At 64.3% G+C, this 25,761-nt stretch carries 24 protein-coding genes and 1 tRNA gene; 16 read left to right on the top strand and 9 right to left on the bottom strand.

Translation table 11 applies throughout. The features are described 5' to 3' along the window. Positions 1-17 precede the first annotated feature (17 nt). Positions 18-749: an FkbM family methyltransferase gene (locus tag VGN93_RS05080; RefSeq protein ID WP_319324574.1), complete on the top strand. Its 732-nt coding sequence runs from the start codon at positions 18-20 to the stop codon at positions 747-749. A 170-nt stretch (positions 750-919) separates the two neighbouring features. Here the strand turns inward: VGN93_RS05080 and VGN93_RS05085 are convergent. From VGN93_RS05085 to VGN93_RS05095, 3 genes are all read right to left on the bottom strand, one after another. Beyond that, positions 920-996, bottom strand: a tRNA-Arg gene (locus VGN93_RS05085). 135 nt (positions 997-1,131) lie between these two features. Next, a complete protein-coding gene (locus tag VGN93_RS05090; RefSeq protein ID WP_319324573.1) occupies positions 1,132-2,601 on the bottom strand; it encodes a HAMP domain-containing sensor histidine kinase in 1,470 nt (489 codons plus the stop codon). A gap of 182 nt (positions 2,602-2,783) precedes the next feature. Continuing rightward, complete coding sequence (locus VGN93_RS05095; protein ID WP_327506604.1) at positions 2,784-4,790, bottom strand: methyl-accepting chemotaxis protein; 2,007 nt, start codon at positions 4,788-4,790, stop codon at positions 2,784-2,786. A gap of 413 nt (positions 4,791-5,203) precedes the next feature. On the opposite strand from VGN93_RS05095, the gene rpmH reads away from it, so the two are divergent. The 5 genes from rpmH to yihA all read left to right on the top strand — a co-directional run bounded on the left by rpmH (position 5,204) and on the right by yihA (position 9,350). Then, positions 5,204-5,341, top strand: coding sequence for a 50S ribosomal protein L34 (gene rpmH / locus VGN93_RS05100; protein ID WP_319324570.1), 138 nt, complete (start codon positions 5,204-5,206; stop codon positions 5,339-5,341). A 33-nt stretch (positions 5,342-5,374) separates the two neighbouring features. Beyond that, on the top strand, positions 5,375-5,767 hold the full coding sequence (rnpA, locus tag VGN93_RS05105; protein WP_319324569.1) for a ribonuclease P protein component: 393 nt from the start codon (positions 5,375-5,377) through the stop codon (positions 5,765-5,767). Continuing rightward, complete coding sequence (yidC, locus tag VGN93_RS05110; RefSeq protein ID WP_319324568.1) at positions 5,767-7,569, top strand: membrane protein insertase YidC; 1,803 nt, start codon at positions 5,767-5,769, stop codon at positions 7,567-7,569. Before rnpA ends, yidC begins: the two co-directional genes overlap by 1 nt. Before the next feature lie 163 nt (positions 7,570-7,732). Beyond that, on the top strand, positions 7,733-8,644 hold the full coding sequence (locus VGN93_RS05115; RefSeq protein ID WP_327506605.1) for a DMT family transporter: 912 nt from the start codon (positions 7,733-7,735) through the stop codon (positions 8,642-8,644). A 52-nt stretch (positions 8,645-8,696) separates the two neighbouring features. Further along, entirely contained in the window at positions 8,697-9,350 is a 654-nt protein-coding gene (yihA, locus tag VGN93_RS05120; RefSeq protein WP_327506606.1) for a ribosome biogenesis GTP-binding protein YihA/YsxC, read from the top strand. Between the two features lie 54 nt (positions 9,351-9,404). Here the strand turns inward: yihA and VGN93_RS05125 are convergent, their stop codons facing one another. Then, on the bottom strand, positions 9,405-10,139 hold the full coding sequence (locus VGN93_RS05125; RefSeq protein ID WP_327506607.1) for an anti-sigma factor: 735 nt from the start codon (positions 10,137-10,139) through the stop codon (positions 9,405-9,407). 267 nt (positions 10,140-10,406) lie between these two features. Between VGN93_RS05125 and argB the strand changes: the two genes are divergently transcribed. After that, the gene (argB, locus tag VGN93_RS05130) at positions 10,407-11,294 is read left to right on the top strand and encodes an acetylglutamate kinase (RefSeq protein WP_319324563.1); all 888 of its coding nucleotides are present in this window, start codon (positions 10,407-10,409) and stop codon (positions 11,292-11,294) included. Positions 11,295-11,346: 52 nt separating this feature from the next. Here the strand turns inward: argB and VGN93_RS05135 are convergent, their stop codons facing one another. Beyond that, positions 11,347-12,249 carry a DMT family transporter gene (locus VGN93_RS05135; RefSeq protein ID WP_327506608.1) on the bottom strand — a complete coding sequence of 301 codons (903 nt, stop codon included), beginning with the start codon at positions 12,247-12,249 and terminating at the stop codon, positions 11,347-11,349. Positions 12,250-12,352: 103 nt separating this feature from the next. On the opposite strand from VGN93_RS05135, the gene VGN93_RS05140 reads away from it, so the two are divergent. Together VGN93_RS05140 and VGN93_RS05145 are read left to right on the top strand one after the other, a co-directional pair. Then, positions 12,353-13,048, top strand: a complete 696-nt coding sequence (locus VGN93_RS05140) for a pyrimidine 5'-nucleotidase (RefSeq protein WP_327506609.1) — start codon at positions 12,353-12,355, stop codon at positions 13,046-13,048. A 127-nt stretch (positions 13,049-13,175) separates the two neighbouring features. Then, entirely contained in the window at positions 13,176-14,126 is a 951-nt protein-coding gene (locus VGN93_RS05145) for an EF-hand domain-containing protein (protein ID WP_327506610.1), read from the top strand. A 187-nt stretch (positions 14,127-14,313) separates the two neighbouring features. Here VGN93_RS05145 and VGN93_RS05150 read toward each other — a convergent pair whose 3' ends face one another. Beyond that, positions 14,314-15,213 carry an LOG family protein gene (locus tag VGN93_RS05150; RefSeq protein WP_327506611.1) on the bottom strand — a complete coding sequence of 300 codons (900 nt, stop codon included), beginning with the start codon at positions 15,211-15,213 and terminating at the stop codon, positions 14,314-14,316. Positions 15,214-15,388: 175 nt separating this feature from the next. Here VGN93_RS05150 and dapD point away from each other — a divergent pair, with 175 nt between their 5' ends. From dapD to VGN93_RS05170, 4 genes are all read left to right on the top strand, one after another. Further along, positions 15,389-16,246 carry a 2,3,4,5-tetrahydropyridine-2,6-dicarboxylate N-succinyltransferase gene (gene dapD, locus VGN93_RS05155; protein WP_319323819.1) on the top strand — a complete coding sequence of 286 codons (858 nt, stop codon included), beginning with the start codon at positions 15,389-15,391 and terminating at the stop codon, positions 16,244-16,246. A 2-nt stretch (positions 16,247-16,248) separates the two neighbouring features. Then, the gene (locus VGN93_RS05160) at positions 16,249-16,635 is read left to right on the top strand and encodes a DUF805 domain-containing protein (RefSeq protein WP_319323818.1); all 387 of its coding nucleotides are present in this window, start codon (positions 16,249-16,251) and stop codon (positions 16,633-16,635) included. A 79-nt stretch (positions 16,636-16,714) separates the two neighbouring features. Next, positions 16,715-17,908: a succinyl-diaminopimelate desuccinylase gene (gene dapE / locus VGN93_RS05165; RefSeq protein ID WP_327506845.1), complete on the top strand. Its 1,194-nt coding sequence runs from the start codon at positions 16,715-16,717 to the stop codon at positions 17,906-17,908. After that, a complete protein-coding gene (locus tag VGN93_RS05170) occupies positions 17,895-18,491 on the top strand; it encodes a hypothetical protein (RefSeq protein WP_319323817.1) in 597 nt (198 codons plus the stop codon). The genes dapE and VGN93_RS05170 overlap by 14 nt, the downstream gene beginning before the upstream one ends. Here VGN93_RS05170 and truA read toward each other — a convergent pair. From truA to def, 3 genes are read right to left on the bottom strand one after another with little or no spacing between them, the layout of a single operon-like run. Continuing rightward, entirely contained in the window at positions 18,488-19,231 is a 744-nt protein-coding gene (gene truA / locus VGN93_RS05175) for a tRNA pseudouridine(38-40) synthase TruA (RefSeq protein WP_327506612.1), read from the bottom strand. The genes VGN93_RS05170 and truA overlap by 4 nt on opposite strands. Continuing rightward, positions 19,231-20,175 carry a methionyl-tRNA formyltransferase gene (fmt, locus tag VGN93_RS05180; protein WP_327506613.1) on the bottom strand — a complete coding sequence of 315 codons (945 nt, stop codon included), beginning with the start codon at positions 20,173-20,175 and terminating at the stop codon, positions 19,231-19,233. The genes truA and fmt overlap by 1 nt, the downstream gene beginning before the upstream one ends. Before the next feature lie 47 nt (positions 20,176-20,222). Further along, positions 20,223-20,747, bottom strand: coding sequence for a peptide deformylase (gene def, locus VGN93_RS05185; RefSeq protein WP_327506614.1), 525 nt, complete (start codon positions 20,745-20,747; stop codon positions 20,223-20,225). 123 nt (positions 20,748-20,870) lie between these two features. Here def and VGN93_RS05190 point away from each other — a divergent pair, with 123 nt between their 5' ends. The 3 genes from VGN93_RS05190 to VGN93_RS05200 all read left to right on the top strand — a co-directional run bounded on the left by VGN93_RS05190 (position 20,871) and on the right by VGN93_RS05200 (position 25,715). Beyond that, on the top strand, positions 20,871-22,064 hold the full coding sequence (locus tag VGN93_RS05190; RefSeq protein ID WP_414714021.1) for a DNA recombination protein RmuC: 1,194 nt from the start codon (positions 20,871-20,873) through the stop codon (positions 22,062-22,064). A 44-nt stretch (positions 22,065-22,108) separates the two neighbouring features. Then, positions 22,109-23,008: a ribokinase gene (locus VGN93_RS05195; RefSeq protein ID WP_327506615.1), complete on the top strand. Its 900-nt coding sequence runs from the start codon at positions 22,109-22,111 to the stop codon at positions 23,006-23,008. A 367-nt stretch (positions 23,009-23,375) separates the two neighbouring features. Then, entirely contained in the window at positions 23,376-25,715 is a 2,340-nt protein-coding gene (locus tag VGN93_RS05200) for a methyl-accepting chemotaxis protein (protein ID WP_327506616.1), read from the top strand. The last annotated feature ends 46 nt before the right edge of the window (positions 25,716-25,761 follow it).

A 25,761-nucleotide genomic window follows, 5' to 3' on the forward strand; every position in this document is an offset into this window, starting at 1 on the left:
GGACAAAGGAACCATGCATGCTCAAGACCGTACGGCACGTCTTCCAGAACCCCTTCATCGCCAATGAGTGCAATAGGTTCGGCATCAATCCCGCGCCGATCCCGACGAACATCTACGAGACCTACGGGCAATGTAACGAGGACTTCATCGTCGAATCGGTCCTGCGCGCCCAGATGCGCCGCGCCGGCCGGCCGATGGACTCGATCCGCTACATCGAAATCGGCGCCAACCACCCGTTCCAGACGAGCGCGACCTACCTGCTCTACAAGCTCTACGGCGCCACGGGCGTGCTGGTGGAGGCGATCCCGTCGCTGGCCGAAACGCTGCAGAAGGCACGTCCCAACGACACCGTCGTGAACTGCGCCATCAGCGTCTCGCACGAAAAAACCATCAAGCTGCACATCCACGAAAAGAACGAGCTGTCCTCCATTTCGACGGACCACATCTCGATGTTCCAGAATTTCGGCGGCACCGACAATATCGTCGAGTCCATCGAATGCGAAAACATGCACATCAACGACTTCCTGAAGAAGCACTACGGCACGCATTGCGACTATCTCTCGGTCGACGTGGAGGGCCTCGACGCCGCCGTGCTTTCGGAAATGGACCACGTCTTCCAGCCCACCATCATTCAATGCGAGCACGAGGGCCGCTTCGAGGAATTCGTCGAGATCCTCAAACCTCGCGGCTACGGCTTCCTCGCCCATACGGACGTCAACTCGATCTTCATCAAGACCACGGTGATCTGACGCTCGACGCGACCAGCAATCGCGGGAGAGAACTGAGAGGGTCCGGATTCGGACCCTTTTTCTTTTCTGAGTACCGTGAAGGCGCTGACCAAGATCAACGTCGCGGGCATTCGGTGATTATGGGAAGGATCCAAGCCAATAAGACCGGATTATTCGATCTGGAAAGGAAATGGCGCACCCGAAGAGATTCGAACTCCTGACCCCCAGATTCGTAGTCTGGTGCTCTATCCAGCTGAGCTACGGGTGCGCTGGCAACAAGGCGTCTACTGCCCGGCTGCGAGGCGGTTCCTAAAGGGATCGCCGGCTTATTGCAAGCGGATTTCTGAGAAAAGATGTACTTTTTTCATCGTGCCGTCAAAGGCCGCCCGCAAGGCCCTGGCGATCAGGCCCGGTGGCGGAAGGCGTCGAGGGGGACGGGGCGGTCGGGCAGTTCGATGCGGAAGAGCGTGCCCGGCGTCGCCTTTTCCACAAGCGCGATCGTACCGCCGTGGGCGAGCACCAGTTCGCGGGCGATCGCAAGCCCAAGGCCGGTGCCGCCGGAGCGCACGGAGCCGCGGAAGGCCGCGAAGAGGTTGTCGCGCGCCTTGGCGGGCATGCCGGGGCCGTTGTCGTCGATGGCGATCGACACCACGCTGCCGGTGCGAAGCCCCGTGACGAGCACGGTGCGGCGGTCGGCGGCGGTATCCTGCGCCAGCGCCTCCACCGCATTGCGGCAGAGATTGTGGATGACGCGGAAGAGCTGCTCGCTATCCGCATCGACCTGGAGGCCGGGCTCGACCTGGAGCACGAATTCGATATCGCCGCGCGCATCGATCGCCAGCACTTCCGAGACCTCCTGCACCAGCGGCCGCAGCGCCACGAAGCGGCGGCGCGGCTCGGGTTCGCGCATGCGGCCGTAGGAAAGCACCTCGTTCGTATAGCCCACCGCCCGGTCGATGCTGCGCAGCAGTTTTGGCGCGACGCGTTTGACCACCGGGTCGTCGACATCCGACAGGCGGTCGGACATCAGCTGGGCCGAGGACAGGATGTTGCGCATGTCGTGGTTGATCTTCGATACGGCGAGGCCGAGGTCGGCGAGGTTCTTCTGTTCCTTCAGCGTGCGTTGCAGCGTCTGCTGCATGGCGGCCAAATGAATGCCGGCCACCGCGATCTCGTCGCGCCCGCCGGAGGGTTTCAGCACGCGGGCGGGGTTGGAGGGGTCGGCGGCGAATTCCTGAATGTTCGCCGTCATGCGGCGCATCGGACGGATCAGCAGGCGGTTCAGCGCGAAGAAGATGGGGCTTGCCGTGACGAGCGAGATGATCATCGACAGGATGAAGACGTTGCGCGCATAGCCGAGCATGGCCCGGCGCAGCGCGCGTTCGTCGAGCAGCAGCTCGATGCGCGTGCTCGATTCGCCGACGGGGCCATAGACGCGGATGACGCGGTCGCCGCCGAAGATCAGCGTGTCGAAGGCGTCGTAGACGGCGGTGAGCGTCGAGACGTCGGAGAGATCATATTCCGCATCGATGCTCGGCGGCATCTCGACGGCGGCGACCATGCGCGAGGCATCCTGCTTCTTCAGGATGATCGCCTTGGCGCCGGTCGCCATCAGCGTCTCCTGCTGCACGGCGCGCGGCAGTTCCTGGTCCGGCAGGCCTTCGATGACGACACTGGCGGCCGCGGCCGTGTTCAGGCGGTCGCGCAGCCATTGCAGGCGCATATTGGCGACCGAGGGCACGAAGATCAGCACTTCGGCAATCATGACGAAGACGGCGGCCAGGAGAAGCAGCCTGCCCGAGAGCCCGGACAGGAAGCCGACCGCCGGCACCGGCGTCTCGGTCAAGGACGGCGTCCCGTCTCTGTCCACCATGACTCACCTCCTGGACAAGCCGCAGAACGGCAAACGGCGTCGCCACCCGAGGGTCGACGACGCATCTTCAGCATCAGCCGATAGCCAATCATAGGAGATTACGGCAATTTTTCCAACGGCCGGAACAAAAGCGCGGCGATCGTGCGACCGCCGCGCCTGGCTTCACGGAATCCGGCTATCGATCAGAACTCTTCCCAATTGTCCTGGGCGACGGCCGCCGTTGCGGAGGCGCGGCTGCCGCCGAAGGCGCGGGTGACATTGCCGATCATGCGGCGCGCCGGCGATTCGACCGGGCGGGTATCGGCCCGGACGGGCGCCATGCGCTGCACGGCATCGCCGGTGCGGAAGCGCGCCATGAGATCGGCCAGGCTGTCGGCCTCGCTCTTCAGCTTGTGCGTGGCGGCGGAGGTCTCCTCCACCATCGCGGCATTGTGCTGGGTGACCTGGTCCATCTGGTTGATGGCAGTGCTGATCTCCTGGAGGCCCGTCGCCTGTTCGCGGGCGGCCGTGGCGATCGCGTGGATGCGATCATTGATGGTGACGACGCGCTTTTCGATGTCGGAAAGCGCCGCGCCGGTCTCCTGCACATATTTCACGCCGACGGCCACTTCGCTGCCGGACTTGGTGATGAGGCCCTTGATGTCCTTGGCGGCACTGGCGGCGCGCTGCGCCAGTTCGCGCACTTCCTGCGCGACGACGGCGAAACCCTTGCCGGCCTCGCCGGCGCGGGCGGCCTCGACGCCGGCATTGAGCGCCAGAAGGTTGGTCTGGAAGGCGATCTCGTCGATCACCGAGATGATCTGGCTGATTTCGTTCGAGGCCTGCTCGATGCGGCTCATCGCCCCGATCGCATTGCGCACGATATCGCCGGACTGTTTGGCGCTCTGCGTCGCCTCGCCGACCATGCTGGTCGCCTCGTTCGCCCGCTCCGTCGAATTCTTGACGGCGGCGGTGATCTCTTCCAGCGCGGCGGAGGTTTCCTCCAGGGCTGCGGCCTGCTGCTCTGTGCGCTTGGAGAGGTCGTCGGAGGCGGTGCGCAGCTCGCCGGAATTGGCGTTGATGGAATCGGTCGAAGCGCGCACCTCGCGCATGGTGCGCTGGAGGGTGGCGAAGGTCGCGTTGACGTTCTGCTGCAACTCGGCAAACGCCCCGCGGAACGAGCCGTCCATGGTCTGCGTCAGGTCGCCGTCAGCCAGCGCGCCGATGACGCGGCGGGTTTCGGCAATGCCTCCTTCCACGCCGGCGACAAGCTCGTTGACGCTGCGGGCGAAGCGGTTGAGGTCTTCGTTCTGGTAGTCCTTGCCGATGCGCGAGGAGAAGTCGCCGGCAGCTGCCGCGTGCACGACGGTGGCGATCGACGACTGGAGGTCGGCGCTCTTTTCGCGCAGCACCTGCTCCTGCGCGTTGAGGTCGCGCACGGTGATGGCGTTCTGGCGGAAGATGGCAACGGCGCCGGCCATTTCGCCGATCTCGTCCTTGCGGCCGGCATAAGGCACTTCGGTGTCGAGGTCGCCGCCGGCAAGGCGGTTCATCGTGTGCGTGACATTCTGGATCGGGCGGCTGAGCTCATTGGTCGCGATGTAGAAGGCCGTGCCGCCGCCGATCAGGAGGCCGGCGCCGACGGTGCCGAGCACCAGCGTCAGCATGAGGGTCTCGAAGGCCGCGATGTCGGCCTTGATCGCCGTCAGGTTCTCGTTGTCCGTCTGGACGACGGCGTCGATTTCCTTCTGGAAGGCCTTGCGGTTGGCGCGGTTGAGCTCGTTATTGCCCTGCTCGTTGGCAGCGTCGATCGAAACCGTCGTGCCGAGGCGGGCGGTTTCCGTGCGGAAGGTGCGGAATTCGGCGGAGCGCGCGACGACGGCGTCGAAGGCGGGCTTCTGCTCTGCCGGTACGAGCGGCTGCCACTCTTTCAGCGTCTCGTCGATGCCGTTCAGTTCCTTGGCGATGCCTTCGGCGAATTTCTTGGCGCCTTCCAGATCCTTGGAGGCGTAGATGCCGCGGGCTTCCATCACCACGGCGGTGACCTGGCGGTTCAGGTGTTCGCCAAGGAAGGCGCGGTCGGCGGCATTCTCATATTGGTGGAGCTTCTCGCTGAACTCCGAGACCACATGGACGGCGATGCCGCCGATGCAGACGGAGATGAGGCCCATCACGCCCACGATGAGGTAAATCTTGCCGCGTATCTTCACGTCACACTCCAAAGGCACGGATAAGGATCAAGGTCGTCATGCCATTCGATGCCGACGGTAAACGCTAAAGGTTAATTAGACTTTGATACAACCGCCCAAACAATAGGCGAGTGAACCGTTGCTAATATTGCGAGGCAAAAAATTCTTGAGGAAAATCAGGTATCTCGCCTCACGTTACGTTAGGGAAACGTGATCATGCACAACTGTCCCTCAACTCTGCGTGGCTTTTGTCTTAACGATTGTGACAATGAGAAAGGCCACAGAGCCGGCAATTGACTTTCCACCGGCTTTGCCCTTATAAGCCGCGCACGTCTGGAAACCGTCTTCCCGCGAGGGCCGGGCCGTGCCGGACTTTGAACGCTGCTTGCGTCAACGCAAACCCAAGAAGGGCCGCACACCGCGGTATTAAATAAATGCCTAAGCGTACTTTCCAACCCTCCAAGCTTGTTCGCAAGCGTCGTCACGGCTTCCGTGCCCGCATGGCTACCAAGGGCGGCCGCAAGGTTCTGTCCGCACGCCGTGCACGCGGCCGCGCAAGCCTCTCGGCCTAAGGCCGTGAATGCCCGGAACCGAGGCGACGGGCAATGACGAAAACTGTTAGACAATCTGCTGTCGGACGGCTGAAAAGCCGTCCGCAGTTTCTTTTTGTGCGCGAGGGCGAGAAACGCAGGGGACCGCTGTTCCTTCTCGAAGTGCGCGACCGGCAGGTGCCGGACGAACAGCCCCGTGTCGGCTTCACCGTTACCAAGAAACACGGCAATGCCGTGGAACGCAATCGCATGCGGCGACGCCTGAAAGAGGCGGTGCGGCTATCCGCCGGGTTTGCAATGGAGCCCGGACACGACTATGTGGTTGTCGCCAGACGGGACGTGTTGCACGCGCCGTTCAAAACCCTTGTGGCCGGTCTCAAGGAGAGGATCGCGACAAGGCACAAACAGAAGCAGCAGCAGCGCCCTGCTGCTCCCGGGAAAGAGTGATGGAAAACAACCGCAATTATTTCGTGGCGATCGCGCTGTCCGTGCTGATCCTCGTTGCCTGGCAGTTCCTCTATGTGAACCCGAAGCTCGACAAGGACCGCGCCGCGCTTGAAGCGCAGCAGGCCCAGAGCGGGCAGACGACGACCGCCGGCGGCACCACCACGGGTACCGGCACAGGTGCGGCCACCAGCGGCGCGCTGCCGGGTGGTGCTGCGACGGCCACCACGACCGAAACGCGCGAGGCAGCCCTTGCCAGGTCCGCCCGTATCGAGATCGACACGCCCTCGCTTTCCGGCTCCATCGCGCTCACGGGCTCCCGCTTCGACGACCTGAAGCTCAAGGAGTTCCACCAGACCGTCGACAAGTCGAGCCCGATCATCACCCTGCTCAGCCCCGCCGAAGCAGAACACGGCTACTTTGCCGAAATCGGCTATGTCGGCAGCGAGACGACCGGCCAGGTCCCCGGCCCGCAGACGGTCTGGACGCAGGACGGCACCGGCAAGCTGACGCAGACCACCCCGGTCAAGCTCACCTACACCAACGACAAGAACATCACCTTCACCCGCACGATCTCGGTCGACGAACATTACATGTTCACGATCGCCGACAGCATCGAGAACCGCACGGACGCGGCGATCGCACTGTCGCCCTACGGCCGCTCGACGCGCTTCTTCAAGCCGAGCGAACCGTCCGTCTACGTGCTGCACGAAGGTTTCATCGGCGTGCTCGGCAATCTCGGCCTGCATGAGGTGAAGTACTCCACGACCGAGGAAGACACGACGGTAGCACCCGGCAAGGCGACCGGCGGCTGGCTCGGCATCACCGACAAATACTGGGCGACGGCCATCGTGCCGCCGCAGGCGACGCCCTACGAGACGCGTTTCTCCTACTTCAAGGACGGCCGCCCGCGCTACCAGGCGGATTACCGCCAGGACGACATTTCGATTGCGCCCGGCCAGACGATCGAGGTGAAGAACCTGTTCTTCGGCGGCGCCAAGGAAGTGCCGATCATCGACCAGTACGAGACCTCCTATTCCATCCCGCAATTCGACCTGATGATCGACTGGGGCTGGTTCTGGTTCTTCACCAAGCCGATGTTCCAGCTGATGGACTTCTTCTTCCGCTACTTCGGCAATTTCGGCATCGCGATCCTGATCACCACGATCGTCGTCAAGGGCCTGTTCTTCCCGCTTGCCAACAAGCAGTACGCCTCCATGGCGAACATGAAGAAGATGCAGCCCAAGATGGAAGAGCTGAAGGCCAAGCACGGCGACGACCGCATGGCGCTGCAGCAGGCGACGATGCAGCTCTACAAGGAGGAGAAGATCAATCCGCTCGCGGGTTGCTGGCCGATCCTCCTGCAGATTCCGGTCTTCTTCGCGCTCTACAAGGTCATCTACGTCACGATCGAGATGCGGCATGCGCCGTTCTTCGGCTGGATCCAGGACCTTTCCGCGCCCGATCCGACGTCGCTGTTCAACCTGTTCGGCCTGCTGCCCTACGACGTGCCGCATTTCCTGATGATCGGCGTCTGGCCCATCATCATGGGCATCACGATGTTCCTGCAGATGCGCATGAACCCGACGCCGCCGGATCCGACCCAGGCGATGATCTTCACCTGGATGCCGCTGATCTTCACCTTCATGCTGGCGACCTTCCCGGCAGGCCTCGTGATCTACTGGGCCTGGAACAACACGCTCTCGATCATCCAGCAGGCGATCATCATGAAGCGCCAGGGCGTGAAGATCGAGCTCTTCGACAATCTCAAGGGATTGTTCGGGAAAAAAGCCGGATCACCCTGACGGCACTCCGACGCAACATCCAGACCCCGGCCTTGCGCCGGGGTTTTCTTTTGCCGTTTTTTTATGCACGGCTCGCTTGCGACATCGCCTCGTCGCTGGCATGGAAGCGCCACAGGCGCGGCTTCTGGCATTGTTGCGACAATCCCCAACCTGCGAGCGCCCCATGTCCGCCTCATCGCTTCCGCTCACCCCCACCGTTCCGGACAGCCGGGGGCAAGGCTATGGCGCCGCCCTGGTGCTCGGCTCGGCCGTGGTGTGGAGCTTCGGCGGCACGCTGGCGCGGTTTCTCACCATTGAGGACGGCTGGACCGTCGTCTTCTGGCGCTCGCTCTTCGCCGCCCTGTTCCTGCTCGGCTTCATGCTGGTGCGCGACGGGCCGCGCGGCACGGTGCAGCTCTTCAAGGGCATGGGTCTGGCCGGTGTCGCCGTCGGCGTCTGTTTCGCGATCGCCTCCACCTCCTTCATCCTGGCGCTCGCCTACACGACCGTCGCCAATGTCGTGCTGATCCAGGCCGGCGTGCCGCTGATCGCAGCGCTGATGGCCTGGCTGCTCTTCCGCGAGGGCATCGCCGTCCACACCTGGATCGCGATTGCGGCGGTGATCGGCGGCGTCGCCATCATGGTCTCGGAATCGCTCGGCGGCAGCGTCTCGATGATGGGCGACGCACTCGCCATCCTCATCGCCTTCGCCTTTGCCACCGCGACGATCATCACCCGACGGTTCGCCCATGTGCGCATGACGCCGGCCGTCTTCCTCGGCACGGTCATCGCCTGCCTGACGGCGGCAAGCCAGGCCTCCGGCTTTGCCGTGACGGCAAGCGAACTCGGAATTCTCATCGTCTTCGGCGCGCTCAACTTCGGCCTCGGCCTCGCCCTCTTCGTCACGGGCGCACGCCTCATCCCGTCCGCCCTTGCCGCATTGTTGGGCACGGCCGAGACCGTTCTCGGCCCCCTCTGGGTGGCCGTCATCCATGGCGAGATCCCGGGTCTGAGGACGGTCATAGGCGGCGTGATCGTGCTTGCGGCGCTGCTTTGCTATCTCGGCGTGGAACTCTGGCGCCAGCGCCGCGCTTGACTTTCGCGGCCAAAACCCGGAAGCGAAGGGCCAGACAACAAAGGCGAGATTTATGACCGAGACGACATCCCCGGACGACAAGCCGCTGTTCGGCAGGCCGTGGGTCTTCATCCGCGGCGTGCCGGCCATGAAGTTCCTGCCGCCGGAAGGCCCGGCGGAGGTCGCCTTTGCCGGGCGGTCGAATGTCGGAAAATCGTCGCTGATCAACGCGCTTGTCGGCCACAAGGGTTTGGCGCGCACCTCGAACACGCCCGGCCGCACGCAGGAACTCAACTATTTCGTCCCGGACGGCTTTTCGGGTGCGGAGGGCGACCTGCCGCCGATGGCCCTCGTCGACATGCCCGGTTACGGTTATGCGCAGGCGCCGAAGGAAACGGTCGACAACTGGACCAAGCTCGTCTTCGATTACCTGCGCGGGCGCTCGACGCTGAAGCGCGTCTATGTGCTGATCGACAGCCGCCATGGCGTCAAGCCGAATGACGAGGAGGTCTTCGCGCTGCTCGACAAGGCCGCCGTCTCCTACCAGCTCGTGCTGACCAAGACCGACAAGATCAAGGATGCCGGCGTGCCGCGCCTTGTCGAGGAAACGCTGGCGAAGATCAAGAAGCGCCCGGCCGCCTATCCGGAGGTGCTCGCCACCTCATCGGAAAAGGGCCGCGGGCTCGACAGCCTGCGCGGCGCCATTCTCACTGCCATCCAGCGTTAGGTTTTTTTGCCGCATTATCCGACGCCGATGCGATGCCGCTTCGGCTGGAAATGCTCAATCGAACCGCGCCGCACCCGAAGCGATGACCGGGCCGGTGACGCTGCCGGTCTGCGAGCCGCCGAAGGGCTCGACGCTGACGGCGAGCTGGGCGCCCTGTACGAGGCGGGTGCGCATCTCCGCCGGCACGGCGAGTTCACCCTCGCCGGTCTGCGGCAGCACGCCGAGCGAGACCGGGGCCCTGCCCTCCTGCGTCAGCCAGAGTTCGAGCGACTTTTCCTTCTCCTTGCCGCCGGCAACGGGCGTGATGCGCAGTGCGCCGCTCGTATCGTCGTAGCGCGCCACCAGATTGACCGCCGCCCCTTCGCCCGCGAGATCTGCAACCAGTCGCCCGCCGCTCATCGGGCGCGGCGCCAGGAGCGCGCTCATCGAAAAGGCGAGCCCCGCAGTGACGGCGAGCGATGCCAGGGCGAACGCCCGCCAGAAAGCCAGAGACCCCCAGCAGCCGCCTGCGACCTTGCCGGAAAACGCGGCATCGCGCATATCCGCGCCGAGCAGGCGCTGCTCCATCGGGGAACGGGCGCGCGGCGGCAGGTGCAGCGCCTCGTAGTCGTCGTTGAAGGTGGAAAGGTTTTCTTCCCAGCGGTTCACCATGGCGGCGAACTGGCGGTCTTTCGCCAGCCGCGCCTCGACCTTGCGGCGGTCTTCGGCGGAAAGCACCCCGAGCACATATTCGCCGGCGATCACCTCGTCGCGGCGGGGGTCTCTCATGTCTTTGTCAGGCGCCGTCATCGGCTCATGCACTCTCTCGATTTCGACCGGTTCCCGTCAGGCGCGGTCCTCGTCTTGCCTATATAAGCATGCCGGTACGCTTTTGCTCATCAAACGAATGCGTGGCGCATCATATTCCGCATCGGCTCTCGTTGCCACCGATCCCGCATTGCGGCGCGCCCCTCCATTCTTCTTTTTCTCCCCCTTCGCCGCATTGTGGCCGAGGGATCATTCCATCGTCACAAAACTTGCGTTAAACAGGCGCCCACCCATTCCCACGAGGCCGCCATGTCCCTATCCGAAAGCGAAACCCAAGCCCGCCTTCTCGCACAGGCCCTGCCCTACATGCAGCGCTACGAGAACAAGACCATCGTGGTGAAATACGGTGGCCACGCCATGGGCAATGCGGAACTCGGCAAGGCTTTTGCGAGCGACGTGGCGCTTCTCAAGCAATCCGGCGTCAACCCCATCGTCGTTCATGGCGGCGGCCCGCAGATCGGCGCCATGCTGACCAAGATGGGCATCGAATCGAAATTCGAGGGTGGTCTTCGCGTCACCGACCAGAAGACGGTCGAGATCGTCGAGATGGTGCTTGCCGGCTCGATCAACAAGGAGATCGTTGCGCTCATCAACCAGACGGGCGAATGGGCGATCGGGCTCTGCGGCAAGGACGGCAACATGGTCTTCGCCGAAAAGGCCAAGAAGACCGTGATCGACCCGGACAGCAATATCGAGCGCGTGCTCGATCTCGGCTTCGTCGGCGAAGTGGTGGAAGTCGACCGCACGCTGATCGACCTGCTCGCCAAATCCGAGATGATCCCGGTCATCGCCCCGGTCGCGCCCGGCCGCGACGGCCACACCTACAACATCAATGCCGACACCTTTGCCGGCGCCATCGCCGGCGCGCTCAACGCCACGCGCCTGCTGTTCCTCACCGACGTGCCGGGCGTGCTCGACAAAAACGGCCAGCTCATCAAGGAGCTTTCGGTCGCGCAGGCCCGCGAACTCATCAAGGACGGCACGATTTCCGGTGGCATGATCCCCAAGGTCGAGACCTGCATCGACGCCATCAAGGCGGGCGTTCAGGGCGTCGTGATCCTCAACGGCAAGACTGCCCATTCCGTGCTGCTCGAAATCTTCACCGAACACGGCGCCGGCACGCTGATCGTTCCCTGATCTAAAGCATGTCGCGCAAAAGTGTGCAGCGGTTTTGCGACAACGACATGCTTCAGGAAAAAAGCAGGCCGAGGATGCCGCAGACGATCAGCAGGCATCCGGCCACTTCCGTGCGGTTCACCCGTTCGTGGAAAAGGAAATACGAGGCCATGAAGGTGAAGACCAGCTCGATCTGGCCGAGTGCCCGCACATAGGCGACCTGCTGGAGGCTCATCGCGGTGAACCAGCAGGCCGAGCCCAGCACGCCGGCAATACCGACCAGGGCGGACGAGCGCCAGCTCCGCAAGACCTGCACGATCTCGTTCTTGTCCTTCCACAACATCCAGACCAGCATGAAGGCGGTCTGGAAGGTGGTGACGCAGGCGAGCGTGACGGCGGCGTTCATGATCGGGCCGGGACCGTCCAGCGACAGGGATGCGCTGCGATAGGCGACTGCCGAGACGCCGAAGACGGCGCCGGAGGCGATGCCGATCAGCGCGGTGCGGCTGCTCAGGGCCGCGAAGGTATTGCGCCAGGAGAGCGGCGCGCGGGCGACCGAGATCAGCATCACGCCGATGACGCCGACCACGATGGCGATGACGGCGCCGAAGGTGATGCGCTCGCCGAGCAGCACGAAGCCGAAGATCGCCGCCTGCACCGGCTCGGTCTTGGAATAGGCGGTGCCGACGGCGAAATTCCTGAGCGAGAACAGGTAGACCAGCAGCATGGTGGCGTAAATCTGTGCGAGGCCGCCGATCACTGCCCAGAATGCAAAGGTCCAGTTGAGCGCCGGGAAGGGAAAGCCGACGATCCAGTGCAGCACCACCACGTAGAGGATCGCCAGCGGAAAGCCGTAGCCGAAGCGCACGAAGCTCGCGCCGCGCGTGCCGAGCTTGCCCTGAAGGTGCTTCTGCAGGGCCGAGCGCAGGTTTTGCATGAAGGCGGCGGCAATGGTGATGGGGATCCAGAGTTCCATGCCCTGCCGCTAGCATGCGGGCCGGGCCAAATCCATCGCCAGCACCTGTGGCCACGGAAAATTCCGTTTCCCTCCGCTTTTTGCCCGTGCCATAAGACGGCCCATGACCGATCTTCCGAGCAAAGCCGATTTCGCCCATGTGCGTGACTGGGTCTTCGACCTGGACAACACGCTCTATCCGCATCACGTCGATCTCTTCGCCCAGATCGACAAGAACATGACGGCTTACGTCTCGGCGCTGCTCGGGCTTTCGCGCGAAGAGGCGCGGGCCTTGCAGAAGAAATACTATTTCGAGCATGGCACGACGCTGCAGGGCCTGATGCTGCATCACAGCATCGACCCGACGGATTTCCTCGAGAAGGCACATGCCATCAACTATGAGGTCCTGGCGCCGGACGTCGACCTCGGCGAGGCGATCAAGGCCCTGCCCGGCCGCAAGTTCATCTTCACCAATGGCAGCGTGAAACATGCCGAGATGGCGGCGCGTGCGCTCGGCATCTTCGACCATTTCGACGACGTCTTCGATATCGTTGCGGCGGAATATGTGCCGAAGCCGGCGGGAGCGACCTATGACAAGTTCATGGCGCTGCATCGGGTGGATACGAACCATGCCGTGATGTTCGAGGACCTGCCGCGCAACCTGCTGGTGCCCAAGGCGCTCGGCATGAAGACGGTGCTTTTGACGCCGCGCGACGAGCATCACGAGTTCGCCGACGCCTGGGAGAAGCGCTCGGACGACGACCAGCACATCGACTACACGACGTCGGACCTGACAGGATTCCTCAAGGCGCTACTTTAGCAAGACATATTCCGGACACGGAAAAAACCCTTATTCGTCAAAAGGTTGAATTACCAATTTGTAACTGGTGCAAGCCGGCGTTCTCCTTATCCTGCCCTCAGGGACAAGATGGATAAAGGAAACGACCATGGCTGGAAAAGAACTTCTTCTTAGCGCCGTTGCCGCCGGCTTTCTTCTTTCGGGCCTCACCGCCCCCGCTTTTGCCGCCAAGGGCGAAGGCAGACATGGCCAGCGCAGCGCTGCCATGATCGAGCGCCTCGACGGCAACAAGGACGGCAAGGTCTCGCTCGACGAATTCAAGACGAACGTTTCTCCGACCTTCAAGACCTTCGACGCCGACGGTAACGGCCAGGTGACGAAGGACGAGATCAAGGCCCGCCGCGATGCCTTCAGGCAAGCCCGCAAGGCCGTTCGCGATGCGTCCGGCGCCGACAAGGACAAGGCGATCGATGCGCTGCGCACCGCAGGCCCGGTCATGCTGCCGGGCGCCGGTCGCATGTTCGATCGCGCCGATACCGACAAGAGCGGCACGCTTTCCGAAGCGGAAGTTCTTGCTTCGGCGCAAACCATCTTCGAACGCCGCGACCGCAACAAGGATGGCGCCCTCGACATGGCCGATGCCGGCCAGCGCAAGGGCAAGGGCCATCACGGCAAGAACCGCGAGGCTCGTGCCGAGCGCATGCTGGAGCGTCTCGACGCCAACAAGGACGGCAAGCTCTCCCGGGACGGGATGCTGACACACGCCTCGCAGATCTTCGAACGCTTCGACGCGGACAAGAACGGCGAGGTGACGAAGGCCGAGGTCGATGCGAAGCGTGACGCCTTCCGCGATGCCCGCAAGGCGTTCCGCGAGGTCAAGTCGAGTGATGCCGAAGCGCGACAGGCCGCGCGCACCGCGCTGCGCGATGCCCGCATGGACCGCATGGGCAGCCGCATGTTCGAGCGGGCCGACGCCGACAAGAACGGCACGCTGACCAAGGCGGAAATGGAAACGGCCGCCGCCGCCATGTTCAAGCAGCGCGACACAAACGGCGATGGCTTCATCACCGCCGACGAGATGGGCAGGCGCGGCAAATAATCAGCACGGCCAACTCAAAACGCCCCGGTTGATTGCCGGGGCGTTTTTTTGGACGCCGTCCCTCCCCACCACGTCATCCTCGGGCTTGACCCGAGAATCGATGTGGCACTCAGGGCGTGGATGCTCGGGTCAAGCTCGAGCATGACGGAGGAGAGGTGGCGGTCCGGCCGAGACCGGTTCGTCTGTCTCAGCCGTGCGCGGCAGCGACGGCTACGTTTTCCGCTTCCAGCTTCTCGTAGAAATCCACGATGATGTTCCAGGCCTCGTCGGCCGTCTCGACAAACTGCATCAGTTCGACATCGCCCGGCGCGATTGTGCCGAAGGCGGCGAGCGCGTCGAAATCGATGATCTTGTGCCAGAATTTCTTGCCGAACAGGATCAGCGGCACCAGCGCCATGCGGCCCGTCTGCATCAGCGTAACGGTCTCGAACAGCTCGTCCAGCGTGCCGAAGCCGCCCGGAAACACCGTTACCGCCTTGGCGCGCAGCAGGAAATGCATCTTGCGGATCGCGAAATAGTGGAAGTTGAAGCTCAACTCCGGCGTCACATAGGGGTTCGGCGCCTGCTCGTGCGGCAACACGATGTTGAGGCCGATCGATGGAGCGCCGACATCGGCCGCACCCCTGTTGCCCGCCTCCATGACGCCCGGCCCGCCGCCGGTGACGACGACATATTCCTTGTAATCCAGCTCGGCCGAGCGTTCCGAGCACATGCGCGCAAATTTGCGGGCTTCCTCATAATAGACCGAGGCGGCCTCGAGATTGGCGCGCTGGGTCTCGTTGCGCGCCGCCCAGGCGTCCTCGCCGGGGGCGGGAATGCGCGCGCCTCCGAACATCACGATTGTCGACTTGATGCCGCGCTCGGCGAGCATCATCTCGACCTTCAGGAGTTCCAGCTGGAGGCGCACCGGGCGAAGTTCCTCGCGGCAGAGGAAATCGTCGTCGACATAGGCGAGGCGGTAAGCGGGGTTTGCCGATTGCGGCGTCTGCGGCACGACGGAGGCGCGGTGCTTGTCCTGCGCGCTGTCGGCCAACGGGTCCCAGACGCCGTCCTTGCGGCGCAGGCTCTTCTTCTTCAGTTTTGCCATGTCACTTTCCTGCTTTTCCGTCCTACGGGATTACCATTTCGCCCGTGCGACAGTATCTGCCGGAAAGGGGCTTCATCTTTCCCGGCACTTGCTCTAGAGCATTTTTCAGATTGATGAAATCAACCTTCCGGCATCCCGACCATCGAAAATAAGCGTCGAAGTTTAAGGAATTCCGATGAACACGTCCAACCTGTCCGCCCTTTCCGCAACCATCGACCGCGCCTTCGAGGAACGGGACGGCGTCAGCACGGGCACGCGCGGCGAAATCCGCGATGCGGTGGAGACCGCGCTGAACCTGCTCGACACCGGCAAGGTGCGCGTCGCAGAGCGCGGCGAGGATGGCAACTGGACCGTAAACCAGTGGCTCAAGAAGGCCGTGCTGCTTTCCTTCCGCCTCAACCCGATGGAAATCGTCAAGGGCGGCCCCGGCGAATCCGCCTGGTTCGACAAGGTGCCCTCCAAGTTCGACGGCTGGAGCGTCAACGAATTCGAGAAGGCCGGCTTCCGCGCCGTGCCGAACTGCGTCGTGCGCCGCTCGGCCTATATCGCGCCGAACGCCATCCTGATGCCCTCCTTCGTCAATCTCGGCGCCTATGTCGGCGAAGGCACGATGGTCGACACCTGGGCGACGGTCGGCTCCTGCGCGCAGATCGGCAAGCATGTGCATCTATCCGGCGGCGTCGGCATCGGCGGCGTGCTGGAGCCGATGCAGGCGGGTCCCACGATCATCGAGGACAATTGCTTCATCGGCGCCCGCTCGGAAGTCGTCGAGGGCTGCATCGTGCGTGAAGGTTCCGTGCTCGGCATGGGCGTCTTCATCGGCAAGTCGACCAAGATCGTCGACCGCGCGACGGGCGACGTCAGCTACGGCGAAGTGCCGCCCTATTCCGTCGTCGTCGCCGGCTCCATGCCCTCCGACAAGACCATGCCGAACGGCCTGCCGGCCCCCGGCCTCTACTGCGCCGTCATCGTCAAGCGCGTCGATGCGCAGACCCGCTCGAAGACCGGCATCAACGAACTCCTGAGGGACTAGCCATGGCAGCCGTCGAGGCGCAGAGGCCGAGCCTCGGCTGGCTCTTCTTCGGCTGGTCGGGCCGGGTGAGCCGGGCGCCCTTCGCGCTCGGCTGGGCGTTCTGGCTCATGCTGCTTTCGGCCTCGCTCGCCCGCATCATCATCGTGCCGAAGGAGGATCCGTCCTTCCTTCTCTGGTCCTTCGTCTTCGTCGGCACGGCGATCGTCTCCACGGTTTCCTCCGTCCTGCTGACGGTCAAGCGGCTGCACGACATGAACCTGCCGGTGCCGCTGATCATCTGCCTGTTCATCCCGGCCATCTCCTTCTTCGCGCTGTTTGCCTTCCTGGTCTGGCCGGGAACGAACGGCCCGAACGACTATGGCGACCTGACCAACCGCCCGAAGGATTGAGCGTCGCTCGTGACAGGCCCCGGACGATCGGCTAAACCTCAAACCCTCGTCTCCCCTCTCGCGTTGTGACCGCATGCCCATGACCTCCGCCGATCCGATCGCCAATCTCGCCACGCTCATCCGCTGCCCCTCCGTGACGCCCGCCGAAGGCGGCGCGCTGACGGCGCTTGCCGCCATGCTGGCGCCGCTCGGCTTCACCGTGGAGCGCATGACGGCGAGCGAGCCCGGCATGCCGGATATCGAGAACCTCTATGCCCGCATCGGCACGGAAGGTCCGCATCTGATGTTCGCCGGCCATACGGATGTCGTGCCCGTCGGCGACGCCGCCGCCTGGACGCATGACCCGTTCGGCGCCGATATCGCCAATGGCGAGATGTTCGGCCGCGGCGCCGTCGACATGAAGGGCGGCATTGCCTGTTTCGTCGCCGCCGTCGCGCGCCAGATTGCGAAGAACGGCCCGCCGAAGGGCTCCATCTCCTTCCTCATTACCGGCGACGAGGAAGGCCCGGCCGTCAACGGCACGATCAAGCTCTTGCAATGGGCGGCGACACGCGGCGAACGCTGGGATGCCTGCCTCGTCGGCGAGCCGACCAATCCGGACCAGCTTGGCGACATGATCAAGATCGGCCGCCGCGGCTCCGTCTCCGGCACGATCACCGTGCACGGCGTGCAGGGCCACGCCGCCTATCCGCATCTCGCCGACAATGCCGTGCGCGGCGTGATCGCGCTCACCGGCGCGCTGATGCACCCGCCCTTCGACACCGGTACCGACAATTTCCAGCCGTCAAACCTCGAAGTGACGACGATCGACGTGGGCAACCGCGCCACCAACGTCGTCCCGTCGCAGGCGAGCGCGAGCTTCAACATCCGCTTCAACGACACATGGACGGCCGAAACCGTGATGGAAGAGATCGTGCGCCGGCTCGACGCCGCCGCGCGCGACGAGACGCTGCGACCGGGTCGCGCGCCGGTGCGCTATGACATCAATTGGGCCGAACGGCCGAGTCATGTCTTCCTGACGCGCAACAACCAGCTGATCGCTTCGCTGTCGGGCGCCATCGAGGCCGTGACCGGCCGGGCGCCAAAACTGTCGACGACCGGCGGCACGTCGGATGCGCGCTACATCAAGGACTATTGCCCGGTGGTGGAATTCGGCCTCGTCGGCCAGACCATGCACATGGTGGACGAGCGGGTGGCGGTTGCCGACCTCGAAACGCTGACCGTGATCTACGAGACCTTCATCCAACGCTGGTTCGGCGATGCCCGGGCTTGACGAGGTCCTGCACTACCTGACCGGTGTCCTCCTGCTTGTGCGCCAGAAGCAGGACGGTTTCGGCTGGCTGGACCTGACGATGCGCGGGCTCGCGCGCTCCTTCTGGGCGATCGTCTGGTGCCTGCCGGCCTTCGCCGTGATCTGGGCCTCCTGGCGGCTCTATTATCTCGGCAGCATGCCCGGGGGAACGCCGGCGGGCGTCGCCTTCTTCGTCAAGCTGATGGTGATCGACCTCGTGGGCTGGCTGCTGCCGCTAGTGGTGCTCGCAGCCCTCGCCCGTCCGCTCGGCTACGGCAAACATCTCGGCGTCGTGGTGACGGCGAGCAACTGGATCGCCGTACCCTTCGCCTATGCCGCCGCCGTCCCCTTCGCACTGACGCTTGTGCTGCCGGACAGCGCGCCCTTTGCCGGCCTGCTGCTCTATGCCGTGTTCGGCGCGAGCGTCGTGCTGCAATTCCGCCTCGTCTGGATGTGCGTGGGCAAACAGACGCTGCTCGCCGCCGCGATGACGGCGCTCTTCGTGCTGCCGCCGATGATCGTCGGGCAGGAGCTTCAGCGCATCTTAGGAACGCTGCCGGCTTAGTAGTCCACGGCCATGAAATAGAGCCCGTCCGGCGGCGCCACGGGGCCGCAGGCCTTGCGGTCGCGCGCTTCGAGCGCTGCGCGCACATCGTCCACCGACCACTTGCCCTCGCCGACGAGCTTCAGCGTGCCGGCGAAGGAGCGGATCTGGTTGTGCAGGAAGCTCTGCGCCGAGACACGCATTTCGATGAGCTCGCCGGTGCGCGTCACGTCCAGCCGGTCGATCGTGCGCACCGGGCTGTTCGCCTGGCACTTGATCGCCCGGAAGGTGGTGAAGTCGTGCCGCCCGACCAGCACCTGCCCTGCAGCATGCATTGCCGCATGGTCGAGTTCCCGGGTGACGAACCACGCCCTGTTCGCCTCCAGCGCCAGCGGCGCGCGGCGCGAAATGATGCGGTAGAGATAGTGCCGCTTGGTGGCCGAGAAGCGGGCGTTGAAATCGTCCGGCACCTGCGCCGCATCGAGGATCACCACCCGTTCCCGGGCCGTGCCCAGATAAGCGTTGAGGGCATTCCTCAGCGTATGCGCCGGCCATGCACGCGAAAGGTCCGTATGGGCGACCTGGCCCATGGCATGCACGCCCGAATCCGTGCGCCCCGCACCGTGAACCGAGGCGCTCTCGCCGGTCAGCGACAGGATCGCGGCCTCGATGGCACCCTGCACGGAATGACCGTTCGTCTGCCGCTGCCAGCCGACATAGGGCGTGCCGTCATATTCGACCAGGAGCCGGAAGCGCGGCATCAGGCAATGACCTGGCCGGCGGCGACCGCCGTGCCGCGCAGGAAATCGGCCGCATCGAGCGGCTTGCCGCCCGCCTTCTGCAGGCGCACGAGCCGCACCGCGCCGCCATCGCCGCAAACGATCGTCAGCCGGTCGTCAAACACCGTACCGGCGGCCTCGGTGGAGGTTTCGTCCGCCCGCTCGCTCGCCAGAACCTTGACGCGCTCCGGCTTGCCGGCAACGGGCAGCTCGAACCAGGCGCCGGGAAACGGCGAGAGGCCGCGGATGTGGTTGTGCACCTCGCGCGCGGCGCGCGAAAAATCGACGCGCGTCTCGGCCTTGTCGATCTTGGCGGCATAGAGCACGCCATTCTCCGCCTGCGGCGTCAAAGGCAGGTCGCCGGCTTCCAGCTTCGCCATGGCTTCGGCCATCAGCGCCCCGCCCGCCTTCATCAGCGCATCGTGCAATTCGCCGGCGGTCATCGTGTCGCCGATCGCGATACGGGCGGTCAGCGCGACAGGGCCGGTATCGAGGCCCTTGTCCATCTTCATGACCATCATGCCGGTCTCGTCGTCACCCGCCATGATCGCGCGCTGGATGGGGGCCGCACCCCGCCAGCGCGGCAGCAGCGAGGCATGGCCGTTGTAGCAGCCGAGCCGCGTGCCGTTGAGGATCGCCTCCGGCAGCAGCAGACCATAGGCGACGACGACGGCCACATCCGCATTCAGCGCGCGAAAAGCAGCGCGATCGGCCTCCTCGCGAAAATTGACCGGCGTGAACACGGGGATGCCGAGCCGTTCGGCGGCCTGATGGACAGGCGACTTCACCAGTTCGAGGCCGCGGCGGCCCGCGGGGCGTGGCGGTTGCGAATAGACGGCGACGATCTCGTGGCCGGCTTCCGCCAGCGCCTCGAGCGTGGCGACGGAGAAACCCGGCGTGCCCATGAAAATGATGCGTAGGGCCATCGGTCAGCCTCCGTGAGAAATGGTGCGGACCGGACCGGTTTGCCCGGTCAGATCGCCTTGCTGCCGCGCAGTTTCGCCGCCTTGGTGAACCTGCGGATCACGATCTCGCGCTTCAGCTTGGAAATATGATCGATGAACAGCACGCCGTTCAGGTGGTCGATCTCGTGTTGCAGGCAGGTGGCGAGCAGGCCGTCCGCCTCCACGATCTGCTGTTTGCCGTCCCGGTCGAGATATTTCACGGTGATCGCCGCGGGGCGCTCGACCTCGGCATAATAATCCGGGATCGACAGGCAGCCTTCCTCGTAGACCGAGCGCGCGTCGGAGGCGGAAACGACTTCCGGATTGATGAAGACGAGCGGCTGCTTGTCCTCGCCGTCCTTCGACACGTCCAGCACGAGCATGCGGCGCGCGACGCCGATCTGGATGGCGGCAAGCCCGATGCCCGGTGCATCGTACATGGTCTCCAGCATGTCGTCGGCGAGCTTCTTCACCTCGCTGTCCACTGTCTCGATAGGCTTCGAGACCTGGCGGAGGATCGGATCGGGGAGGATAATCAGCGGCTTGATGGTCATGCGCCTCCTTAGCGCGGTTTTTTTGCGCTTTCAATCGGATTTGGTCCCCTGTACGCGCGCGACGCCGCCAATTTGTTCACGGTATGATCTGGTTTTCGCCGGAAAGCATGCTATGGTCCGGGCATGATCGACCCCGCCTTTGACACGATGCTGACCTCCTTCCTTGCCCGGCTCGGCGGCCCTGGGCCGGCGCTCGTGCTGCTGGCAGCGGTTCTTCTCGCCGTCTTCGGCCTCGTCTCAGCCCGCCGCAGCCAGGCGCGCCAGCGGGAAGCGGCGGTGATGGCGGAGTTGCGCTTCGCAGAACTCATGAAGGCCCAGACGGAGATGCAGGGCCGCGTGGCGGCCATGGCGGAAGTCTTCGGCAGCAAGCAGTCCGAGACGAACCAGGCGATCAATACCCGCCTCGACGGGCTGACGCAGCGCCTCGGCCAGTCGATTTCCGAACAGACGCGGTCGACCCATGAAAACCTGCGGCGCCTGCAGGAGCGCCTCGCCGTCATCGACACGGCGCAGACCAACATCCAGTCGCTCGCCAAGGACGTGGTCGGCCTGCAGGCGATCCTCTCCAACAAGCAGACGCGCGGCGCCTTCGGCCAGTCGCGCATGGAGACGATCGTCGCGGACGCCATGCCGCTCGGCGCCTACCAGTTCCAGGCGCAGCTTTCCAACGGCATGCGCCCGGACTGCGCCATCCGCATGCCGAACGGCCAGCCGCCGCTCGTCGTCGATGCGAAATTCCCGCTTGAAGCCTGGAACGCCATGTCGGACGGACGACCGCCGGAGGCGGCGAAGATCGCCGCCCAGCAGTTTCGCCGGGACATGGAAACCCATATCCGCGATATCGCCGAAAAATACCTCGTCGCCGGCGAGACTCAGGACACGGCCTTCCTCTTCGTGCCGTCGGAATCGATCTTTGCCGGCATCCACGAGAATTTCGAGGGCGTCGTGCAGCGGGCGCACCGCGCGCGCATCGTCATCGTCTCGCCGTCGCTTCTCATGCTCTCCGTGCAGGTGCTCCAGGCACTCCTCAAGGACCAGCGCATGCGCGAGCAGGCCCATGTCATCCAGGGCGAGGTCGTCCGCCTGATGGACGACCTGACGCGGCTCGACGACCGGGTGCGCAAGCTGCATGGCCACTTCACCTCCGCCCAGAAGGATGTCGACCTGATCCTCACCTCGACGGAGAAGCTCGCGCGGCGCGGCGCCCGCATCGGCGAGATGGAGTTCGAGGCGGTTTCGACCGTTTCCCAGCCGGCGGAGAAGACTGTCGAGAGCCGAACGGGGCAACTGCGCCTGAGAGTAGTTGACGAGGACTGACCGCCTCGGGCAGTGTCCGGCGGAAACGATAAGGGGCACCTCTCATGATCACCGTCTTCGGCTCCATCAACATGGACCTCATCGCCACACCGGACCGCCTGCCGAAGCCCGGCGAGACGGTGATGGGCTCGAGCTTCACCACGGCGGCCGGCGGCAAGGGCGCCAACCAGGCACTCGCCGCACGGCGCGCCGGCGCCATCGTGCGCATGGCCGGCGCCATCGGCGACGACCGGCTGGCGAGCCAGGCGCTCGCACTGCTCGCCGATGCCGCGGTGGACCTCAACGGCGTGCGCTCCGCCGCGGAAGCGACCGGCACGGCCCATATCCTGGTTGCCGCCGATGGCGAGAACGTCATCGTCGTCGTGCCCGGCGCCAACGGCACGGTCAGTGGCGAGGACGCCAAGCGGACGATCGGCGCCATGTCGCGCGGCGATTACCTGATGCTGCAATTCGAGATCCCCAATGCCGCCATCGAGGCGGCACTCGTCAGCGCCAGGCAGAAGGGCGTCACCTCGGTCGTCAACATCGCGCCCTTCAGCGCCGAGGCACGACGCCTTGGCGCGATGGCGGATATCCTCGTCGCCAACGAAACGGAATTCGACCTTTTCGTCGGCAAGGGCGAACTTTCCGACGACGACCGCGAGGCCATGATGCGGGCGCTGCACGCAGAAAGCGGCCAGACGATCATCGTCACGCTCGGCGCCGACGGCGTCATCGCCATCCGCAAGAACGATATTTTTCGCGCGCACGGGCTCAAGATCGAGCCCGTCGATACGGTCGGTGCGGGCGATACGTTCTGCGGCTATCTCGCAGCCTCGCTCGATGCCGGGCTCGGCTTCAAGGAGGCGCTGCGCCGCGCGGCGGTCGCCGGCTCGCTGGCCTGCCTGAAACCCGGCGCGCAGCCGTCCATTCCCTTCGCCGGCGCCGTCGACGCGGTGATCTAGGGCTTGTCAGGGAAAAGTGGGAACCGGTTTTCCCGAAAAGACAAACGAAAGCAAAAGAAACCAGAGCATGTCTGGTTCAGTCGGAACCAGACATGCTCCAGGGCGGAATTTCGCAAATGGGAAAGCAGGCGTCGCATCCTGGCGATGCCTGCAAATTCAGCCGGTTGAGCCGATTTGTAGCGGCGAAACTTGGCTCTTTATTAATGTTTTACGGGTTACTGAAATCTTAGACATCGTGCCTTGAAAGGGCCCGGTCCGTCTGTGGCGCTGGTGTCGCGCCCCGCCCTCCATGATGGAGACCACCCCGCTTCGAATGTGCCCCTTCGCGGCCGCCCACGCCGCGGACGTTTCTGCTCGTGAGGATTTCATGTTCAAGTTCAAGGCCAAGTCGCTCGCGACCAAGCTCATCGCCGTCACCGGCGGCACCATTGCCCTGGTGATGCTCGCCTCCAACACCGTGCTCATCAGCGAGACCCAGAGCCGCGTCGCCGCTCTCGTCTATTCCGAAGCCGACACCCAGGCAAAGGCGATCGCCGCCGACATCGCGAGCGATATCGGCCAGCTTGCGAGTGCTGCACGCTCTATGGCCGGTGTCATCGAACAGGGGCATTCCGGCGGCCATTTCGACCGCAAGGAAGTGGTCGACATCATCAAGGCGAATGCCGAGAAGAACAGCTTCGCGCTTGGCAGCTGGTTTGCGGAAGAGCCGAACGCGTTTGACGGCAAGTCACGCGAAACGGCCGAGCAGCTGGAAACCGGCACCTTCAAGGACGGCTCGTTCAATCCCTACTGGACGAAGCGCAAGGACGGCTCGATCGGGCTCTCCACCTTCGAATCCGACTACAAGGCGGAGTGGTACGCACTCGCCGCCGACAGCGGCAAGGGCGCCATGAGCCAGCCCTACAAGGAAAGCTCGACCGGCGAAGGCTTCACCATGGCCTCGATCGCCTATCCCGTCATCTCCGGCGGCAAGCGCATCGGCGTCACCGGCGTCGACGTTTCGCTGAAGACGCTCTACGAAAAGCTGAGCCAGTTGAAGCCCTTCGGCGAAGGCCGCGTCATGCTGCTGTCACAGACCGGCAACTGGATCGTCGCACCCAACGCCGATCTGCTCATGAAGCCCTATGACGGCGAGGGCGCCGAAATCGTCAAGGAGGCCCTTGCCACCGGCAAGGTCGGCCGCATCGAGAACCTCTCCTTCGACGAACTCGCTTCCTTCGACCGCCTGGTCTACCCGTTCGCGCTTCCCGACATCAACACGACCTGGCTCGTGTTGCTCGACGTGCCCCGCGCGGCGATCAATGCGCCGGTCAACGACCAGACCTACATGATGATCCTCGGTGGCCTGATCGTTCTGGGCGCCGTGCTGCTCGGCCTCTACTTCGCCGTCCGCCTCTTCGTGCAGAAGCCGCTTGCCGGCCTCGTCTCGGACGTCGCGACGCTCAGCAACGGCATCTATACGCAGCCGATCACCGGTCAGGACCGCTCGGACGAAACCGGTTCCGTCGCCAAGGCGCTCGAAGGGTTCCGTCATCAGCTCGCCGATACCAAGCGCCTCGAGGCGGAAGCCGACAGCCAGCGCCAGCTGACGGAAGCCGAGCGCGGCCGTTCGGAAGCCGAGCGCGCCGAATCGAGCGCTCTCCAGCGCGAAATCGTCGCCCGCCTCGCCGATGGCCTCGCCCAGCTTTCGTCGGGCAACCTCAACTTCCGCCTCTCCGGCGATTTCCCGGGCGAGTACGGCAAGCTCAAGACCGACTTCAACTCGGCGATCGCCAGCCTCGAAGAGACGATCCAGACGGTCAACGCCTCGGTCGGCAATATCGGCGGCGGCACCAGCGAAATCTCCAAGGGCGCAGGTGATCTCTCGCAGCGCACGGAGCAGCAGGCGGCAAGCCTGGAGGAAACCGCAGCGGCGCTCGACCAGCTCACCTCGCAGGTCAATTCGAGTGCTGAAAACGCCCGCGTGGCCGCAAAGTCGGTCGAAACCGCGAGCAGCGACGCCAACAAGTCCGGCGAGGTCGTCCAGAAGGCCATCGACGCCATGCGCGGCATCGAAAAGTCCTCGACGGAGATTTCCAACATCATCGGCGTCATCGACGACATCGCCTTCCAGACCAACCTGCTGGCGCTGAACGCAGGCGTGGAAGCGGCGCGCGCCGGTGAAGCCGGCAAGGGTTTTGCCGTCGTCGCCCAGGAAGTGCGCGAGCTCGCCCAGCGCTCGGCCAATGCGGCCAAGGAGATCAAGACGCTGATCAATACCTCCGAGGTACAGGTCCGCGAGGGTGTCGATCTCGTCGGCAAGGCCGGCGGTGCCCTTGAAAACATCGCCGAGCAGGTCATCCAGATCAACGGCCTCATCCGCCAGATCTCGCAGTCCGCCTCCGAACAGGCCGTCGGCCTCAAGGAGATCAACTCAGCCGTCAACCAGATGGACCAGGTGACCCAGCAGAACGCCGCGATGGTGGAAGAGACCACGGCCGCCAGCATGGCGCTGAACGACGAGGCCCAGACGCTGAAGTCGCTCGTCGCGCGCTTCCGTGCCGGCAACGGCGGCATGGCCGCCAGCCAGCCAGCGCAGCAGCCTTCGGTCCGACGCGACGGCCAGCCGCAGCGTGCCGCCTACCAGGCCCCGCGCACGACGGGTCGCGCGATCCCGCAGGTCGCCGGCAACACGGCGCTTGCCAAGGACAACTGGGAAGAATTCTGAGGCTTGCGACAGTCAGTAAAAGGCCGGCGGAGACGCCGGCCTTTTT

The organism is Shinella sp. (assembly GCF_035998705.1).
Classification (GTDB): Bacteria; Pseudomonadota; Alphaproteobacteria; order Rhizobiales; family Rhizobiaceae; genus Shinella.

What these genes read in the sequence shown, in the direction of transcription:
- VGN93_RS05080 (WP_319324574.1), top strand. Translation starts at nt 18, where the DNA reads ATGCTCAAGACCGTACGGCACGTCTTCCAGAACCCCTTCATCGCCAAT.
- VGN93_RS05090 (WP_319324573.1), bottom strand. Translation starts at nt 2,601, where the DNA reads ATGGTGGACAGAGACGGGACGCCGTCCTTGACCGAGACGCCGGTGCCG.
- rpmH (WP_319324570.1), top strand. Translation starts at nt 5,204, where the DNA reads ATGCCTAAGCGTACTTTCCAACCCTCCAAGCTTGTTCGCAAGCGTCGT.
- rnpA (WP_319324569.1), top strand. Translation starts at nt 5,375, where the DNA reads ATGACGAAAACTGTTAGACAATCTGCTGTCGGACGGCTGAAAAGCCGT.
- yidC (WP_319324568.1), top strand. Translation starts at nt 5,767, where the DNA reads ATGGAAAACAACCGCAATTATTTCGTGGCGATCGCGCTGTCCGTGCTG.
- VGN93_RS05115 (WP_327506605.1), top strand. Translation starts at nt 7,733, where the DNA reads ATGTCCGCCTCATCGCTTCCGCTCACCCCCACCGTTCCGGACAGCCGG.
- yihA (WP_327506606.1), top strand. Translation starts at nt 8,697, where the DNA reads ATGACCGAGACGACATCCCCGGACGACAAGCCGCTGTTCGGCAGGCCG.
- VGN93_RS05125 (WP_327506607.1), bottom strand. Translation starts at nt 10,139, where the DNA reads ATGACGGCGCCTGACAAAGACATGAGAGACCCCCGCCGCGACGAGGTG.
- argB (WP_319324563.1), top strand. Translation starts at nt 10,407, where the DNA reads ATGTCCCTATCCGAAAGCGAAACCCAAGCCCGCCTTCTCGCACAGGCC.
- VGN93_RS05135 (WP_327506608.1), bottom strand. Translation starts at nt 12,249, where the DNA reads ATGGAACTCTGGATCCCCATCACCATTGCCGCCGCCTTCATGCAAAAC.
- VGN93_RS05140 (WP_327506609.1), top strand. Translation starts at nt 12,353, where the DNA reads ATGACCGATCTTCCGAGCAAAGCCGATTTCGCCCATGTGCGTGACTGG.
- VGN93_RS05145 (WP_327506610.1), top strand. Translation starts at nt 13,176, where the DNA reads ATGGCTGGAAAAGAACTTCTTCTTAGCGCCGTTGCCGCCGGCTTTCTT.
- VGN93_RS05150 (WP_327506611.1), bottom strand. Translation starts at nt 15,213, where the DNA reads ATGGCAAAACTGAAGAAGAAGAGCCTGCGCCGCAAGGACGGCGTCTGG.
- dapD (WP_319323819.1), top strand. Translation starts at nt 15,389, where the DNA reads ATGAACACGTCCAACCTGTCCGCCCTTTCCGCAACCATCGACCGCGCC.
- VGN93_RS05160 (WP_319323818.1), top strand. Translation starts at nt 16,249, where the DNA reads ATGGCAGCCGTCGAGGCGCAGAGGCCGAGCCTCGGCTGGCTCTTCTTC.
- dapE (WP_327506845.1), top strand. Translation starts at nt 16,715, where the DNA reads ATGACCTCCGCCGATCCGATCGCCAATCTCGCCACGCTCATCCGCTGC.
- VGN93_RS05170 (WP_319323817.1), top strand. Translation starts at nt 17,895, where the DNA reads ATGCCCGGGCTTGACGAGGTCCTGCACTACCTGACCGGTGTCCTCCTG.
- truA (WP_327506612.1), bottom strand. Translation starts at nt 19,231, where the DNA reads ATGCCGCGCTTCCGGCTCCTGGTCGAATATGACGGCACGCCCTATGTC.
- fmt (WP_327506613.1), bottom strand. Translation starts at nt 20,175, where the DNA reads ATGGCCCTACGCATCATTTTCATGGGCACGCCGGGTTTCTCCGTCGCC.
- def (WP_327506614.1), bottom strand. Translation starts at nt 20,747, where the DNA reads ATGACCATCAAGCCGCTGATTATCCTCCCCGATCCGATCCTCCGCCAG.
- VGN93_RS05190 (WP_414714021.1), top strand. Translation starts at nt 20,871, where the DNA reads ATGATCGACCCCGCCTTTGACACGATGCTGACCTCCTTCCTTGCCCGG.
- VGN93_RS05195 (WP_327506615.1), top strand. Translation starts at nt 22,109, where the DNA reads ATGATCACCGTCTTCGGCTCCATCAACATGGACCTCATCGCCACACCG.
- VGN93_RS05200 (WP_327506616.1), top strand. Translation starts at nt 23,376, where the DNA reads ATGTTCAAGTTCAAGGCCAAGTCGCTCGCGACCAAGCTCATCGCCGTC.